This is a genomic window from Paenibacillus marchantiae (assembly GCF_028771845.1).
In the GTDB taxonomy this organism is placed as follows: domain Bacteria; phylum Bacillota; class Bacilli; order Paenibacillales; family Paenibacillaceae; genus Paenibacillus; species Paenibacillus marchantiae.
Genome location: NZ_CP118270.1, coordinates 6915929 through 6933873 on the forward strand (window position 1 = coordinate 6915929; position 17945 = coordinate 6933873).

At 47.9% G+C, this 17945-nt stretch carries 12 protein-coding genes; 3 read left to right on the forward strand and 9 right to left on the reverse strand.

Annotated elements, in window-relative coordinates; genetic code table 11:
• Positions 1-28 precede the first annotated feature (28 nt).
• Positions 29-697, reverse strand: coding sequence for a succinate dehydrogenase cytochrome b558 subunit (locus tag PTQ21_RS31095; protein WP_063566173.1), 669 nt, complete (start codon positions 695-697; stop codon positions 29-31).
• Positions 698-1009: 312 nt separating this feature from the next.
• Here PTQ21_RS31095 and PTQ21_RS31100 point away from each other — a divergent pair, with 312 nt between their 5' ends.
• Positions 1010-1933: a LysR family transcriptional regulator gene (locus PTQ21_RS31100; RefSeq protein WP_274568413.1), complete on the forward strand. Its 924-nt coding sequence runs from the start codon at positions 1010-1012 to the stop codon at positions 1931-1933.
• Between the two features lie 55 nt (positions 1934-1988).
• Here PTQ21_RS31100 and PTQ21_RS31105 read toward each other — a convergent pair whose 3' ends face one another.
• Positions 1989-2660 carry a potassium channel family protein gene (locus tag PTQ21_RS31105; protein WP_274568415.1) on the reverse strand — a complete coding sequence of 224 codons (672 nt, stop codon included), beginning with the start codon at positions 2658-2660 and terminating at the stop codon, positions 1989-1991.
• Between the two features lie 17 nt (positions 2661-2677).
• Positions 2678-4012: a TrkH family potassium uptake protein gene (locus PTQ21_RS31110; protein ID WP_063566174.1), complete on the reverse strand. Its 1335-nt coding sequence runs from the start codon at positions 4010-4012 to the stop codon at positions 2678-2680.
• A gap of 475 nt (positions 4013-4487) precedes the next feature.
• On the opposite strand from PTQ21_RS31110, the gene PTQ21_RS31115 reads away from it, so the two are divergent.
• Positions 4488-6185 carry a CPBP family intramembrane glutamic endopeptidase gene (locus PTQ21_RS31115; RefSeq protein WP_274568417.1) on the forward strand — a complete coding sequence of 566 codons (1698 nt, stop codon included), beginning with the start codon at positions 4488-4490 and terminating at the stop codon, positions 6183-6185.
• Here PTQ21_RS31115 and uvrC read toward each other — a convergent pair.
• Positions 6154-8244, reverse strand: a complete 2091-nt coding sequence (gene uvrC / locus PTQ21_RS31120) for an excinuclease ABC subunit UvrC (protein WP_274568418.1) — start codon at positions 8242-8244, stop codon at positions 6154-6156. The two genes, PTQ21_RS31115 and uvrC, sit on opposite strands and share 32 nt — an antisense overlap.
• A gap of 350 nt (positions 8245-8594) precedes the next feature.
• Positions 8595-8912 carry a thioredoxin gene (gene trxA, locus PTQ21_RS31125; RefSeq protein WP_036605788.1) on the reverse strand — a complete coding sequence of 106 codons (318 nt, stop codon included), beginning with the start codon at positions 8910-8912 and terminating at the stop codon, positions 8595-8597.
• 263 nt (positions 8913-9175) lie between these two features.
• Here trxA and PTQ21_RS31130 point away from each other — a divergent pair, with 263 nt between their 5' ends.
• The gene (locus PTQ21_RS31130) at positions 9176-9331 is read left to right on the forward strand and encodes a YqzM family protein (RefSeq protein WP_090810527.1); all 156 of its coding nucleotides are present in this window, start codon (positions 9176-9178) and stop codon (positions 9329-9331) included.
• Between the two features lie 116 nt (positions 9332-9447).
• Here the strand turns inward: PTQ21_RS31130 and dnaI are convergent, their stop codons facing one another.
• From dnaI to PTQ21_RS31150, 4 genes are all read right to left on the reverse strand, one after another.
• On the reverse strand, positions 9448-10398 hold the full coding sequence (dnaI, locus tag PTQ21_RS31135) for a primosomal protein DnaI (RefSeq protein ID WP_053783224.1): 951 nt from the start codon (positions 10396-10398) through the stop codon (positions 9448-9450).
• A 230-nt stretch (positions 10399-10628) separates the two neighbouring features.
• A complete protein-coding gene (locus PTQ21_RS31140) occupies positions 10629-13406 on the reverse strand; it encodes an alpha-mannosidase (RefSeq protein ID WP_274568421.1) in 2778 nt (925 codons plus the stop codon).
• 4 nt (positions 13407-13410) lie between these two features.
• Positions 13411-16584: a beta-galactosidase gene (locus PTQ21_RS31145; RefSeq protein ID WP_063566094.1), complete on the reverse strand. Its 3174-nt coding sequence runs from the start codon at positions 16582-16584 to the stop codon at positions 13411-13413.
• On the reverse strand, positions 16581-17900 hold the full coding sequence (locus PTQ21_RS31150; RefSeq protein WP_063566095.1) for a glycoside hydrolase family 125 protein: 1320 nt from the start codon (positions 17898-17900) through the stop codon (positions 16581-16583). Before PTQ21_RS31150 ends, PTQ21_RS31145 begins: the two co-directional genes overlap by 4 nt.
• Positions 17901-17945 lie beyond the last annotated feature (45 nt).

Below are 17945 nucleotides of genomic sequence, written 5' to 3' on the forward strand. Positions count from 1 at the left end.
TATAAGTCAGCATTTAAAGTCCAAATGCTTAAATCAGAACTGTCTTAACTGCGTCAATCATCGAAGTGGCTACCTGGAAATCCATGCTCCGGAAAGCAAGCAACGATACAATAAACATGATGGCTACGATAGCAAACAAGCTCATGCAGATGTAGGAAGATACACGCTGCGCACGCGGACCGACGGTAATTCCCCAGCTAACCAGGAACGACCACAAACCGTTGGCAAAGTGATAGGATGCCGCAACCACACTGATCAGATATAAAATAAACGTTACCGGGTTCATCACGATGCCATGTATGACACCGCCAAGCTCTTCGTGTGTGACATTCCCCAGCGCAACCTGGAAACGAGTCTCCCAAATATGCCAGATGACGAACACAAACGTAATGACACCGCTGACGCGCTGCAACGTATAGCGCCAGTTGCGCTCATTGCCAAAACGTCCCACGTTAGGCTTGGCCTGATAGGCAATGTACAAACCATATACACCGTGATAGAACAGCGGCAACCAGATGAGAAGCGTTTCAAGTACAATCACGAGCGGCAGGCCATTCAGAAATGCAACTGCATCGTTAAAGCCTTCTTTGCCGCCTTCAACTGCCGAGAAGTTCGTCACCATATGCTCAATGAAAAACAGACTGAGCGGAATGACGCCAAGCAAGGAGTGCAGCTTTCTGGAGTAAAACCCTTTCATAAAATGTCGATCCCCTTTCGCTAAATACAACGTTTTCATAAATAAAATTCGCTTATCATGACACAAACCTTTCCCAAGGAAAGGTTCGACAAATTGTTCCGTTTTCTTCAGGTGTGAACAACTTGTGTCACGATTCATGTTACTCCTTTTTTTCTTATAAGGGAATTGCAATATAATTATTAAATGTTATAACCTATAGGTATAAGTTATAAACATCGGTCGTGCAGGCCATACAACATGGAGAAATATTTGACAAGGAGATGCCTCACGCAAAGTACGTTCATACGTTCATTAGAAAAGAGGTTAGTGCTCATGTTCGAGGAATTAAACGCTTTTGCGGCGGTTGTAGAGCAGTCCAGTCTGAACCGTGCATCGAAATTGCTGAATCTGTCACAACCCGCGCTGTCTCGCAAAATCTCCAAATTGGAGGATGAGCTCGGCGTAGCGCTCTTTCATCGCCGTGGTAAACGACTTGAATTAACCAGCGTAGGCCAGTTCGCCTATACTTTCGCGGTAGAGCAGAAACAGCAGCAACAAAAATTTCTGACCATGCTGGCCCAGTACAAGGACGAAGAACAAAGCTCCATTACGCTTGGAGCCAGTCTGACAACGCTTCAAACCACTTTGCCACCGCTGGTAAATGCCTTTATGGAGAAGCATCCGAACGCCGAAATCAAGCTGGTGACGGGGAAAACACATGAAATCGTCTCTTTTGTCCGGGATAAAAAAGCCGATGTGGGCATCGTTGCCTCTTCTATAAGTGAAGCCGGGCTAAACTGTGTGCCGCTCTTTGATGATCATCTGGAGCTGGTTGTACCCCTAAAGCATCCCCTATCGGGTAAAGAAGCCGGAATGGAACATTTGCAAGATCTGCCGATGATTACGTTCTCCAAAGGAACCTGGTATCGCAAATTGACCGACGATCTGTTCCAGCGCTGCGCCGTGATGCCGGATATTCGCATGGAGATTGATTCCTTTGAAGCGATTGTCCGTCTTCTGCCTACCTGCAAAGCCGCAGCCCTGCTGCCCAAGTCGTATCTCCGGCCTCAATTGCTTGCGGACAATGATCTTGTCTCGGTATATCTGCCGCAACTGCAACAGACCCGGCGCACAACCTGCATGATCTATGGGGAAAAGGAAGACCTCAGCCAAACCTCCAGACAGTGGGTCAGGGAAACGGCTGCTCTCTTTACAGCAAAGGCGCCGCTGCCCTCACGGAGGACTACGACGCCTTAGCATTCATATTAATCAGCCGAGCTCAACGCTCTGCTTTCATTTAATAGACTCAGCTCTAGCTCTCTTGGCTGATCACTTCTTCCTCAAAACGGTCAATGTCATCATTCATGCCGATAATCACCATGATATCACCCATCTGAAGCGAGTCCAGTGCAGTCGGGGCAATGATAACCCCGGCTTCCTTTTGCAGAGCTACAATGCTGCAACCAAAGCGTACTCGAGCATTCAGAGTGGACAGCGTTTTATTATGCAGACAGGCTGGAACCTTCATCTCCACAATACTGTAATCATCGGACAATTCGATATAATCCAGCAGATTCGGGGTGACGAGCTGATGGGCAACCCGAATTCCCATATCACGCTCAGGATAAACGACACGATCGATCCCCAGCTTGTCCAGTGCCCGTCCATGAAGAACTGAAATGGCTTTGGCCACAACTGTTTTTACACCGAGTTCCTTCAGTAAAATAGCAGTGAGAATACTGGTCTGGATATCAGCCCCAATGGCAACAACACAGCAGTCAAAATTACGGATGCCCAGGGAGCGCAGCACTTCCTCATCAGTTGAATCCGCGACGACGGCATGGGTGACCAATTCACTCATGTCTTCGACGACTTCTTCATTTTTATCGATACCCAGCACTTCATAACCAAGCTCCATTAATTCCTGTGCCACACTGGAGCCAAAGCGCCCTAGCCCAATTACCGCAAACTGCTGTGTTTTCATTGTTCTTCACGAACCCCTTATCCAATAATCATTTTGCCTTCCGGATACCTGTACAACTCTTTACCCTTTTTCTGTCCGAGTGCATACGCGAGCGTAATTGGTCCAAGACGTCCTGCAAACATGGTGAAACAGATCAAAAGCTTGCCGATCGTGGTCAGCTTCAGTGTAAGCCCCATAGATAAACCAACGGTACCGAAGGCGGATGTCGTCTCAAATAATATCATCAAAAAACTGCTGTCTTCCGTCGTACTAAGCACCATCGTAACGGCAATAATGAGCAACAGGGCAAGCAGTGTAATCGTCAGTGCTTTGAAAATCCGTTCCTGTAGGAGCCGATATCTGAAAAAGACGATATCTTCCCGTCCACGCATCATGGCATAGACAGCTCCGGCCATAATCATGAATGTGGTTGTTTTAATGCCGCCTCCAGTAGAACCGGGGGAAGCACCAATAAACATTAATATAATGATGAAAAATTGCGTTGCCTGTCTCAGGCCAGCAATGTCTACCGTATTCGCCCCTGCTGTTCTTGGGGAAACCGACTGAAAGAACGAACCGAGAATTTTACCACCCCAGTTCAAACCACCCAGTGTCCGGGGATTGCTGAATTCAAAAACAAAAATAACCAGTGCGCCAAATACGATTAACAAACCTGTCGTCAGCAATACCACTTTGGAATGCAGCGAAAGCTTCTTCGTCCTCCGATACTCCACCAGATCAGATAGAACAACAAAACCGATACCGCCTGCAATAATCAGGAACATGGCAGTAAAATTCACGAGCGGATCATACACATACCCGGTTAAGCTGCGGAATTCCCCGAACATATCAAACCCAGCATTGTTAAACATGGAGATGGCATGCCAATATCCATAATAGATGGCCTGCCCCATTGGCATATCAAACGACCACCGAATGGCGAACAACGTGCCACATATGCCTTCCAATATGAGCGAGTAGATCACAACTTTGCGAATAAGACGGACAATCCCCTCCATCGTACTCTGGTTCATCGCTTCCTGCAAAATCAACCGCTCACGCAGAGAGATCCGCCGTTTGAATGCAATCGCCACCAGTGTCGACATCGTCATAAAGCCAAGACCGCCAATTTGAATCAGGATTGCAATTATAATCTGACCCAACGTCGAAAAATGAGTACCTGTATCCACCACAACCAGCCCCGTTACACAGACTGCAGAAGTCGCAGTGAAGAGTGCATCAATAAAAGGAAGGCTGACTCCGCTTCGACTGGATGTCGGGAGCATCAACAGAAGTGTCCCGAGCAATATAATACCCGCGAACCCTAGGACCAGAATTCGGGGTGGCGATAGACGCATCCATTGAACATTCATTTTCACTTGAGTATCATCCACCTCTGCCAAAAAGAAAATGACCCCACGACGTGGAGCCTTTCTCCGAAGTGCTTTTCCATATCACTTGACGGAATAGCCAAGCCCTTTGAAAGCCCTATTTCGGAGCGTAAACATGTATGATTTTCGCTGTAATACATATACATTAGGTTGGAATGCCTTTTATACCTTCTATTCGTTCCCTTGTTAGCCTAAAGACATGCGGAATATTGGACATTTGATTCAAAATTATAAGCGCTGCGACGTTTGTACACAAAACGATTTTTGTGTAAATAGCATCGAATTCCGTCAAAAAGGGAAAAACTCAGATATGGCGACGGATAGATCAGATTGTTTCGATCATTTTCATTCGTTTTCATGCATTTGCACCACTTCTCGTTTCGCCATTGGCATTCGGGGCTTGGGCTGTGCTATCTTTACTTTAATATCCACATTAATAAAGGAGGAACAATATTAAATGAATCCCTTAGGGCAGCCTTTGGTACTCAAAGCTAACTTCAAGCGTTTAGGGTTGCTTGCGGCGATTGGTCTGATTCTGTTTTTCGTTTTTCAAATCTTTCCTGCCACCTCATCGCAAACGACTGATATCCAGTCTACTTCCTTCATAAGCAAGGAGAAAGCGGCGGAGTCGGCACGATCTTTTGCAGCTTCTCTACCTGATTATACCCTTCCGACGGATACCGGAAACGAGATGGTGACGTACCAAACCCATTCCGATATTTATGGGTATATGGCCAAAACCAAACAGTTAGAAACCTATAACAAGAAATGGGAAACAACCTATCCTTACGATGTGTACCGCGTTCGTTTGCCCGATCAGGACAAAGGCGGTTATTTGAATGTTGACGTACATATGAGAACAGGAAAAGTTGTCGGTTTCAAGCGCGAACTGCCTTCTTCCCTGTATGCATCCATTGAGGCTGAGCAGGACAAAAGCAAAGTGAATGCTGCCCAACGTTTAGCTGAAGATAACCTTTCTCTAAATGAAAAAGAGCAGCTTGCCGCTAGCGTCCTTGGCGAATTCGGGTATACTGTACCGAAACTTCAACTGGACACCCGTGAAGAAGAAGCGGGGCTGCAATACACAGATAATGAAAAGCAAATTGGAGATTCCAAGCTGGAACTGAATTTTACGTTTGAAAACGGAGCCGTTCGCTCCTTCGAATCGGTCTTCTCAGTCCCTGACTCCCATACTGACTATGTAGAAAATCAGACTCGGCAAGCCAACTGGATGACTTACGGCGGTTATGCTTTCCTGACCTTTGTGCTTGGCGTGCTCGCGATCATCTACAGTATTCTGACGAGGGCAAACACGTCGTTCAAACGCGGAATCGTTCTGTCCTTGGTATACTTTGCGGCTTCCGTGATTGGCACACTGAACATGATCCCGCTCTTTCAGGCGCAGGGGCTATCTAATTTTATGCTGACCTTCCTGATGGTGATGCAAGCTGGGATAACGCTGGTTATGAGTGCAACCATCTATCTGTCGCTCGTTGCCGGTGACGGCATGTGGCGCAAAATCGGTCTGAATCCTTGGCCTCGGGCCAAAGAACCCGGATACGGCAAATATGTACTGCACAGTATGTATACAGGCTACTTATGGGCGTTGATTCTACTGGGTGTGCAATCCGTACTGTTCTTTATTCTGGAGCGCAGTATTGGAAGCTGGTCAACAACATCGGCTGACCAGTCCACATACAACATGAGTTATGCCTGGATCTTCCCGATTATGGCTTGGATGGCCGGGATCGGTGAGGAAACGGTCTATCGCCTGTTCGGGATTCGCATGATGCAGAAGGTGGTACGAAATACGTTCATCGCCTGCCTTATCCCAACATTGGTCTGGGCTCTGGGACACACCCTGTACCCGATCTATCCGGTGATCACACGTCCAATAGAGCTTACTGTCATCGGACTTTTGTTCAGTCTGATCATGCTGCGCCACGGCTTCATCGCCGTTGTATTCGCGCATGTTATCTTTGACAGCCTGTTGATGGGGCTAAGCCTGATCTTCATGGGTGATGCACTGAACATTTCCGCAGGACTCTTCTGGATTGTGCTTCCGGCCATCGTTGGTTATGTCATCTATAAGATGAATCCAAAACAAAAAGAGAAGCCGTATGTCACGACTCCTCATCACGAAGTGCTGCAATAATCTGATTCGCAAGCTTGTCACCAATAGATAGAGGCCGGAAGTCTTCGACGCTGGCCTCTTTTATTTTGCGTAAAGAGCCAAAATGCTTCAGCAGCAGCTTGCGCCGCTTTTCTCCGATCCCCGGAATGGCATCCAGACGGGAAGTCACCATCGATTTACCACGCTGCTCGCGGTGGAACGAAATCGCAAAACGGTGGACCTCTTCCTGAATCCGCTGCAACAGGTAGAACTCCTGACTATCCCGAGGCAAGGAGATGACTTCCGGTGGGTTGCCGATCATCAACTGTGAAGTCTTATGCTTCGCATCCTTCACCAGACCGCATACCGGAATAAACAGCCCCAGCTCATTTTCCAAAATATCCACGGCTGCTGAGATCTGCCCTTTGCCTCCATCAACCACGATCAGGTCAGGCTGGGTTAAGTTTTCCTTCAACACCCGCTCGTAACGGCGACGGATAACTTCTCGCATCGTTTCATAATCATCCGGTCCTTCAACCGAACGGACCTTGTACTTCCGATATTCCTTCTTATCCGGTTTACCATCGGTAAATACGATCATGGCAGATACCGGGTTGGTACCCTGGATGTTCGAGTTATCAAACGCTTCAATACGGTGAAGCTGATCCAGTCCAATAAAACGTCCCAGTCCTTCAGCAGCTTTCGATGTCCGTTCTTCATTCCGCTCAATTAGGCGGAACTTCTCTTCCAGTGCCACACGTGCGTTATCCACGGCCATGGTGATCATCTGCCGTTTCAATCCACGCTGCGGAATGTGGACTTTGATTTCCAGCCATTCCTGCAATGCTGCTGCGACTTGAGAAGGATCTTCAAGACCTGGGGGCTGTTTATCAGCCGATACATCTTCCTGAGCAACAGCGTCTTCAAGGATAACCATCGTAGCTTCTTCCGCTTCTGCTTCGGGTTGGCTATCACCATAAGATGCACGGGCCTCGGCAACACGTAGCTCAACCACAGAATCTTGCGCCAATCGCGTTGTCTCTTCTGACTCGGCTGTCACCGCCGCAGGTACCGCTCCATCACCATCGGATATATCATCCGCACCAGCGTCATCAGTTGCCATATCTTTTGGCATTTCCGGCAGTAAAATCTCCTGTGGCAACGCTGGATTATCACTGTAATACTGGGTCACGTAAGACATAAAGTCACTGTATGCCTCACCGTAAAACGGGAACGTCGACACGTGTCGTTCAATCATTTTCCCCTGACGCATATATAGAATCTGGACACACATCCAGCCTTTATCAATGGCAAAACCAAACACATCGCGGTCTCTGGCATCCGCCATCGTAATTTTCTGTTTTTCCATCATCGCATCAATGGCAATGACCTGATCCCGAAGTTCCTTGGCACGTTCAAAATATAGATCCTCAGCCGCTTCCTGCATTTTGCGCTGTAAATCCTTTTTGATCTCCTCATGCCCGCCACTCAAAAATGAACTGATCTCCTGGGAGATCTCATCATACTGCTCCTTGCCCACTTCTTGCACACAGGGAGCGAGGCACTGTCCCATATGATAATACAGGCATACTTCCTTCGGCATTACGCCGCATTTGCGTAACGGATACATCCGGTCAAGCAGTTTTTTCGTTTGGTGTGCCGCATATGAATTCGGATAAGGTCCGAAGTATTTGGCTTTATCTTTGAGCACCCGCCGGGTCACTTCGAGTCGGGGATGTTTTTCATTCGTAATTTTAAGGTAAGGAAACGTCTTATCATCCTTGAGCAACACGTTATACCGCGGCATATGTTTCTTGATCAGGTTACACTCCAGAATGAGTGCTTCCATATTGCTGCCGGTAACGATATATTCGAAATCACGGATTTCGGACACCAGGCGCTGTGTCTTCCCATTATGACTGCCGATAAAATATGATCTTACGCGATTCTTCAGCACTTTGGCTTTACCTACATAGATAATAGTACCTTCACTATTTTTCATCAGGTAACAGCCGGACATGTCAGGCAGCAAAGCCAGCTTGTGGCGAATCTGCTCTAGTGCCTTCTCCTGCTCCTGCACGTTTGTAATGAATTCATCCATAATTCGGTGGGTCCTCCTTCCCGATTACTGAGAAAGCTGATAGCTTCACCTTACATGAGGCACTCCGATGACAGAATGACCTTTCGATCGCTATTATCCCCAGATTTCTTTGATTCTTTTCTTATAACGTATAAATCCGGGGATAGGGCATGCTTCCGAAGTAGCTTTCTTTCAGAAAGCTTTTAGGCAACCACTTCGTTTCTACAAGTCATTTCTGCCCTCTCCGTTGTTCATGTAAATTTCAGTTTCACCTTATAATAAATAGTATATCTTATATTGTCCTATATGAAAGTATTCGACGCAAAACGCCCCCGGCGCATAACCGGAGGCGTATGTGAAATCTTGGTTAATTATTGGTGTTTTTCGATAATTCCTTTGAGAGCATCTTTTGAGTTCAGACCAACCACTTTATCAACCGGTTGACCATCTTTGAAGAAGATCAATGTTGGAATGCTCATTACGCCGAAGCGGGAAGCGGATTCCGGATTTTCGTCCACATTGACTTTAGCAATTTTCACTGCATCGCCAACTTCGGTGGACAGCTCTTCCAAGATTGGAGCGAGCATTTTACAAGGACCACACCAAGGCGCCCAGAAATCAACAAGAACCGTTCCTTCGCCTTCGACTTCAGCGTTGAAGGATTGATCGGATACGTTAACAATAGCCATGAAATTGTCCTCCTTATATATACTTACGGTTTATTTTAACCTGTAACGTCGCGAACGACACTTCCAGTATAACACAGCAACTCTAATGTTGTGAAATGAACGCATCAATGTTCATCTTCCCAACATCAAATCTTCACAATTGGGGAACTAGCGGGTTCACTGCAAAATCTTTACAAACGCTTTCTTTTCCAAGTATACTAAAATTACTCCGGGCTTCAGTTCCCTGTAAGGGCAAGCTGTTATCCCCATAAGGAGGCAATACCATGGATGCAAATGTGCGGATCAACGACCCGCGTGAACATGTGAACGAGGAACCCCGTAACGATCTGTTTGATCTGATTGCGGGTGTTGCTGGCATGGCCGGCCTGATGACGGTTATCTTTTTCGGAATGGTGATTTTCAAATTTATCACCGAATAGGATCTTCAGGCTGCACGCAGGCCAGAAAAGCCCGGTTTTCGCGACAATGCGAAAGCCAGGCTTTTTTTGGGACTATATGAGTAAAAAATAGATCAGATCGGTAACATAAATAGAAATTAACGTTTACCCCGTTGATTCTCACCTCGAACCGAGATGACATCAACAAACGGACGAATCCGGTCCATCAAACGCTGGCCTTTGTTCATTTCCTCGCCGTCCCTGCTTGTGAAGCTAAGATGTTTCTCCAGCCCATCCAAGTTGTAGTTAGACGTGTAAAATGTAGGTTTGCGATTCATACGGTAATTCAGAATGGAACCCATCACATGATCTCGAACCCATGGGTTCAGATTCTCTGCCCCAATATCATCAAAGATGAGCAGATCACAGCTTTTCAGAATATCCGTCGTTTCCTTCAGCTTGTTTCCTTCACTAATCATGGATTTCAGATCCTCCACAAAATCAGGCATATAGATAATAACACCTGTGTGGCCCACAACCGCGAGTTCATGCAGCAGATAACACATCAGAAACGTCTTGCCCGTTCCAAATGATCCTTCCAAAAACAGTCCTTGCGGAGACAATCCATTCTCCTTGGTGTCGTTAATATAACGCAGAACCTGGTTCACCGCCGGAGCACGCATCCGATCCTTGCCCATAATTTCCACATCGTTATATCCTGCATTGAGCGCACGCTCGTCCACATAGAAACTGCGGATTCTTTGCTTGATAACATGCTCATTCTGCCGGGCGATATGTTTGGAACAAGGTGCTTTTTTATCTATAATTTCGGGTTTACCGTTAAAATGCTCTACTTCCAGTTTGCAAAAGTGACCCTGGAAATCGTTAGGACAGTTGTCGAGCCCCGGACAGTTCGCACAGTTCTTCGAATCTTTGGCATACTGATACAGCTTGCTCAGATCGGTAATAAGCTGTGCATCTTTCAGTTCAGGATGACCTGCGCGGAATTCGCGTACGTACGGATCTTCCATCAATTCCGCCGCAATCCGCCGCGACTGTTCACGAAAGGAAGGATTCAGCTGCTGAAGCAGTCCTCCCAAGGATTCCATGGCTTCAAGCCCCCTTAATAGTTTCAATATAGAATGAACAATTGAATTTTACGATGACCATCATGATGGCAGGGTAACCTTCGATCGCTTGTAATTCTACTGTTCATTCTATATAAACTTGAGGAATAACTCAACATTTTCAGCTGGAAAAAGCATTATCCATTCCATGACAGTGCGCAGAACTTCGGTTAGACACTACACAAAAAATATATCCGATCACGCTTGGAATATTAACGACGTAACCCCACCGTAACAATCTCACAAGGTCCCGCTTGAAGAGCCCATTCTTTGCTGATTAAGGCAGTGGAAGATCCATGTATCATCGAAGCATTCAGTTTACCTGTCTCTTCTTCCAGAATGTTGCTCTGATATGCATCTTCCAATGCTTGCGGGATGGACTCAGAAGCAGCAAACTTCAACTCAGTCGTATTCGACCCCATATTATACCAACGCAACATCAGATCACCCGAATCTTCGTTCACCTTCAGTGAAGAAAACGCAAGACCGTCCCCTTGCCACTCAAAAGGTGTGTTGCTTGGCGTTAGGAATCCCGGGTGTACGTTCGTCTGAGCCACAGTCCATGGAATCTGGAACTGATAAGCTTCAATGTACGCGCCGGATGTTGCTCCGTTCCCGTCATGAGGGATAATCTCCAGTTGGAAGGAGTGCTCGCCGAGACACTGAGCTTCCGGTGTCGGGAACAATCCCCAGTCTCCAAGCTCTCCCACGGCACGAAGCAATGTCACCGCAATCGTATTCCGTCCATCCTCAAGAACCTCATATTCATTCAGACCGAGATTGGCTACAACCAACCCAGCCTGATCCTCGCTCACATCAACAAAACTTTGCTGATGCTGGGTGTTGCTCGGATTTTGCCATTCCGGTGCAGGCGTATTATCGCGAGTAGCAATTTCGAACATCGAGTCAACGTGATGAACAGCAGCTGTCAGATCCGTCGGGAAGAGTGCCCGCACCCGATGATCCTTCGCCTGATTGTTGAAGGTTGTTTCGAGCTTGATGCCTTTTCCACTGCGGCTTAACGACACAATGGTTCGGATCTTGAGCGTAACCATTTGTTTGGAACGTTGAGCTTTACGATGCGGATAATAGATAAGTTCCCGCTGCTCACGATCAAGCGTTTCGTCGGCGGATTCAGGAATCTCCCAATGATGAACAATTTCGTACGAAGCTCTGTAAGGCGCATCTTCGATAACTCGAATTTCTGCCCGAAGATCCTTCGTAGTCAGTGCTACTTCGTTCTCCGGTTGCTTGAACATGTACTCATTGCCGATATCACCGACATTTTCATACACGCCAAGATCTTTATACGTTCGGCCTGTCCGTTTATCCGTAAGTGCAAAAGATCCATTGTCTGCAATATTTACGATAAAATATTCATTTTCCATGCCACGTTGACCACGCAGCAGTGTATCTGAATTCGCAGCATTGCTGTCCATGCGAACCAAAGCATACGTCTTCAGGCCAAGTGCAGGCACGTTCTCTGCTTCAAATGTAATACTGACCCGACGGCAGCTATATGGCTGACGGAATCGATCATCCGGCAGATCATAGCCGAATTGCAGACCCAGATCCTCTACCGTACACGGAACTGGTTTTCCTTCTTCATCCACCAATATACGACCTGACAGGTCGATGGCGTTCATTTTGGCTGCCATATCTTCCAATGAGAAACCGCCGCGGAAGTACAGACGGGCCGCATCCAATTCAATCTGAACCACACCGCTGCGCTTCCATCCCGAAGTGTTAAACACAACCACAGGCCGCGCTTCTTCACCATATCGTTCAAAGGTTGAAGTATCCACAGCTGCGGCGATTTGGCTGGTGCTATCCTCAATCAGGGCCTCAGCGACATGACGGCTCTTATCAAACCGTGTGACCATCTCGCGATGTACCTCGTCTACGCTACAGCCACAGATGCTGTCATGCGGATGATTCTGCATCAACGTTTTCCAGGCATAGGTAAACTGATCATGCGGATATGAATGACCCAGCAAATGCGCGAACGAAGCCAGTGGCTCAGCCACTTTTTCCAACATGGCTTGGCCCAGTTGGTTCATCTGTTTCAGATAAACGCGTGCGGAAGCCGTGTTGACCAGAGTGCCCCAGCCATCAGTACGCTGGCTGCGCAGCTCTCCTTTTACAACAGACAACTCCTGAACCGCAGATGCTTTCAACGCTGACAGATAATCCGGGAAGTTGGAGTGAACAAACTCGATATCGGGATACAATTGTTCAGCCATACGGATGGCTTCAGGCAGATCCTTCTGGATCGGCTGGTGATCACATCCATTCATGTACAGCAATTCATTGGTCGAAGCATATTTCTCCGCGTCAGCCAGCTTGGTTTCCCAGAACTTCCGAGCTGAAGCTTCGTCCACCGGAACCTCATTCCCGTTAGAGTACCAGTTGGCAAATAAAACACCGAGCACTTTAGATCCATCCGGACCTTCCCACATTAGCTCTGAGAAACTGGATTCGTATCCATCGTCAGACACCATGTTGTTGAAGCCCGTTGGCTTCACGCCTCGCCCAAAAAAGACATTATCAATGCCCGATTGCAGCATAAGCTGCGGTGTCTGTCCTACAAGTCCGAACGTATCTGGGAAGTATCCGATCTTTGAAGGTGTTCCGTAACGTTTGGCATCCCGATGTCCAACCTGCATATTACGAACGTTTGCTTCACCACTGGTCAGGAAGGCATCCTGCAAAATATACCAAGGCCCAATGACAATCCGGCCATCACGAATATGCTTCTCCAGCCGTTCCTTCTGCTCAGGTCTAACCTGAAGATAGTCATCGATGATGATCGTCTGGCCGTCCAGGTAAAAGCTTTTAAAATCCGGCCCCTGATCGAGCTGATCCAGCAAGGCATCCACCAGTTGCACTAATCGCATATGATGCTTCTCATACGGCAAATACCATTCCCGATCCCAGTGCGTGTGAGAGATAATATGCGCTTTTTTCGATTTGCTTGTTGGTTTGGTCATTGTATTATTCCCCCTCTACCTCTTGTTGTACAATCTCTACTTCATCCGGACGATATACGGCTTGCAGCTGTCCGGCAGCATCTGTGGCAAACAGCACCGAGCGATTTTTCTCCAACAGGAACGTATATATGACTCCCGTACGTGTATCTCTGACTTTCACCTCATGATTCAAAGCGAACTCCGATACAAATACGTACAGATTGCCTTTCGGGAAGCTCAGCTTCCGGCCATAAATCCCTGCCAGATCACCGCCAGATATCCATTCCAGTTCATTTTCAATACCAGCCACTTCTGACGCATATCGATACAGGTCAGCCAGCGGCTCATCCCGGCCGTTCAGCTCCAGCGGCAGTGGGCTCCAGATCAACTTGCCTTTGCCTAATGGCAGTACTGCTAATTCATCAGGTGTATGATTCTCCGCATGAAGTAACGTTTCCTTCGCCACCTCGGCAATCCGGCGACGACCATACGTGACGCGGTGATTCACCCCGTTAATATTCAGCATTTCTTCTCGCTGTACGTTGCCCAGACTGCGTTGACCGACAAGATGATCTGCCCGATCACTTGTTTTCCAATAAGCATCCAACCCGAGCGGGCCCGTAATAAGCAGCGTAGCTCCTTCATTCTCCGCGAAGTTCAATAGCTCGCTTAAGGCATCGCTGTCCATGTTGTGCGGACTCGGAACCATGATCAGCTTCGGAGGTTGCTGCTTCAATGCTTCCAGATGATACTCGGATACAGCCCGGAATGGCTGCTTCAGCTCATAAGCCATTACACGGGTCAATTTTGTGGTTGCATCGTAGGCCAGGGAACGGTTCGAGAAATCGTTGGAATACGGGAAGACCACCGCAATCTCCTCCAGCTCGCGATCGGTAAACAAGTCCCGAATCTGCTCCATGAATCGACCAAAATCGTAAGACACATCAGCTTCAGGTTTTTCCGTACCATCCGCTCTCAGCGCTCCAATATGAGATTCATTGGCATTATCCATATAGAAGTTCGTATTCCAGATCCATTGCACTGCTCCTGCACCGCCTGTTGAAAAGGCATAGGCGTATTTGCGCTCCAGAATGCTGTGAAGCTCTTCCTCTGTACGTTTGGCCCGGCCATCCGGGGTTTCCACATACATGATGCCTGTCTCCTGAATGAGATTGGGTTTATGTGGTGTTTTGGCGAAAATGCCATCCCAGATCAGGTCATCGTTGAGCCACCAGGAATGCACGGTTGTATAATCCACTTCACGCTCGTAGAAGAACGGTGAAGGGCGCTGTGCTCCGAGAGCTTCATCCTGCCCTACGGTAACCAAATGATGGGGAACAAGATCCTTGATCGTGCCTACAAGCTCTCTCGCCCAAACATTATGCATCTCCATCGAGAAGAGACAGTAATCAAGCCAGCGTGTTCCTTTTTTAGCCTTGTGCATGTCCTGTACATCGAAATTGATCTCTTCCGGTTCAGGAATGACTGCTGCGGTGAAGTCAGGGAGCTGTTTAGGTGACATGTTCCATGCCTCCTGCAACGCTTCAATCGTCTGATGCCGCTGCTGAAGCCACTCGATAAACGCCTGCTGCTCATACGAATCTCTTGCCGAACGTGGCCCATCGGAGAATATGCGCACAGGATCAAACATCGACGGTTCATTAATCAAGTCCCAGTCCACATGTGTGGAATGTCTGTGACGACTAACAATGCTGCGAATGAAGCGTTTCTGTGCATCTACGCTCTGCGGGTCCAAATATGGATTTGTTCCTTCCCACGTCTCGGGTGTAAAGGAGAAAAAGGTGAACGTCACTTGAAGGCCGTGCCGTTTTGCCGTTAACAGGAACGCATCAATAGCACGCAGTACATCCTCAGACATATGACCATCCACCTGCATCATGTTGCGATAGGCAGTCCAGATTCCGGTCCGAATCCAGTTAATGCCGGCCTTCGCCATCTGTGCCATATCCCGATCCCATACATCCGCATTAGGAAGGAACAGGAATTTCCGTGCCACATCAGAGGTCATGTAGGTCATACCAACCACAGGCAATGGACGACCGTCTTTGATAAAATAATCTCTGCTGCGTGTAATGACTTCCCCTTCTGCCAACAAAGCTGCGTCCTGACCCCAGAAGCCTTGCCGCAGTATGCGAACTTCGCCATCCGGTGCCTGAACACGACCCACGATTCGGTACAGCCCGCTCTCGATTGAAACCGGAAGAAGAATGCGTTCAAAACGCTGTTCGCCGGAAAGTTCCAGCTCCAGTTGATGATTCCATACCTTCTCTACCGTGCTGTTTGTGCGATCTTCCCGTTCAACGGTTAAATCAAACGTCCACAGCTCCGGCTCACTTCGTCTGCTTCCCGCACGCTGTAGAATTTGAGTTTGGAGGATCAGTGAAGCTCGTTCACCCAATTCATACGAAGCATAGTTCGGCTTCAGAGATAGCTCGGTCACACCTTTGGCGCAATACTGCGCCCAGTTCACGATTTCGGCTGCTCCGTTCTGATCCCAGAAGGTAGCCGTCAAAGGCAGATGCACAAACAGCCAGCGCGAACCGGCAAACGTACTGCGGGAGTTTTCCCATAATACGATTGGGGCAGCGATGTTGCGACCATCCTTGCTGCGGCCGCGGAGCAGCGGAGAAATCTGCGTGCTCATCGGACCTGAGGAACCCATCTGATGTGGCAAATCGCTTGTTTTGGTTGTATGAGGTACCAGATTCCACGTATCCGCATTCTCGAACAGTCTCTCTTTGCCTGCAAGGAGTGGAATATCTTCTGAGGAAGTTAGTGAATCCACTTTGGCTGCGGATACCTTTAACGCCTCATGAATGTAAAGTTCCTGGTGATACGCCGTTTGTTCCGACTCGGAAATCCATGCCCCATTCTCCTGACGAACAGGACGTTTGAATGGTGCGCCACCAATGCTGATCAGACTTCCCCCCTGATGAAGAAAAGCTGCGATTTCGGTCCAAGCGGATTTAGGAAAATAAGGCGCATGCAGGTTCACGAAACACCCTTCACCTGCCGCTGTGCTCAAAGCCGAAGCCAATTCATCCGCGCCCACAACGATGATCTCTTCCGATGCTTTCCATGAATCAAGAGCACCTTGCGTTGGCAAAGTACCCTCCACTGGAAACGTTGGATCAGAGAAAATAATCAACTTGGTTCTCTTCACCTGTGCGCTACTCATAGCAAACCATCCTTCATGGATTTATAGACCAACTGGGAGAACAGGCTGTTGGACCAAGCAAACCATTTTCTCGTAAAAATCGTCGGATCATCGGCATGGAAACCTTCATGCATATATCCTGTATCCGCATCCGTTGCTTCCAGCATCCGAATGATTTCGAGCTTCTCTTCAGCAGACTGGGCCGTCAATCCTTGCATGGACAGACCCATATGCCAGATGTAATCCGGCGGTGTATGCGGGCTGCCGATTCCTTTGGCAACTTTGCCTTCATAATAGAACGGATTCTCTTTGCTGAGCGCAAAACGTCTCGTATTCTGATAGATCGGATCATCCGCTGTGACGTAGCCAAGATAAGGAATGGACATCAGTCCCGGTGTACCCGCATCATCCATCAGGCAGTAGTTGCCGAAACCATCCGTCTCATAGGCATAGATCGGGCCAAACTCGGGATGACGGTAAATACCGTACAGCTGAATACCATGATCTACTTCGGCTTCCAGATCCTTAAGCTCCTGTAGGAACTCCATATCCCGGAATACCCACTCCGCGAACTCCTGCATCTGACGCAGGGCAACCACGGCAAACATATTGCCTGGAATGTTGTAGTGGAAATCACACGCATCATCACTGGAACGGAAACCGGACCAGATCATGCCTGTGTAATTGACGGGCATACCTCGTCCGTTATTGCGAATTGAATCCGTAGCAATGCCGTTATTGCGGGTAAAGCTGTATGGTGACTTCTCCATGTGATGCTGCTCCACCCGGAACAAATCCACGATTTTGCGCATGGCGGCTTTGAAGCTGGAATCGAAAATATCGGTCAGTTCGGTTTCTTTCCAATATAAATAAGCGAGACGCACAACAAAGCACAAGGAATCAATCTCGAATTTGCGCTCCCACACCCAAGGTGACATCTCGGTCACGTCGGTGGTGTTCCAGTGCCAATCATTGGCTGTCTCGTTGAAGGCGTTGGCATACGGATCAATATGAACGTACTGGATGTGGCGCTTAATCAGACCACCAATAATGCGTTGCAGGTCTTGATCTTCCTTGGCAAATGGAATGTAATGCACCACTTGCTCCACAGAATCCCTTAGCCATGAAGCTGGAATATCGCCAGTGATGACAAATGTTGTGCCGTCGTCCATTAATTTAGTTGTTGTTTCAATCGTATTCGGGAAACAGTTCTTAAATAGTTGAAGCAGCTTCGGTCGATGTGACAGCTTCTGCTCTGCTTCTTTCATTACAGCCTGTACAGCTTGTGGCAATGCAACAGGTGGCATCGGTATTTTGGGTAGTCTGAATTGTTCCATGAATGAGTGCACTCCTTAAACAAATTGAATGGTGTAGCCGTAGCA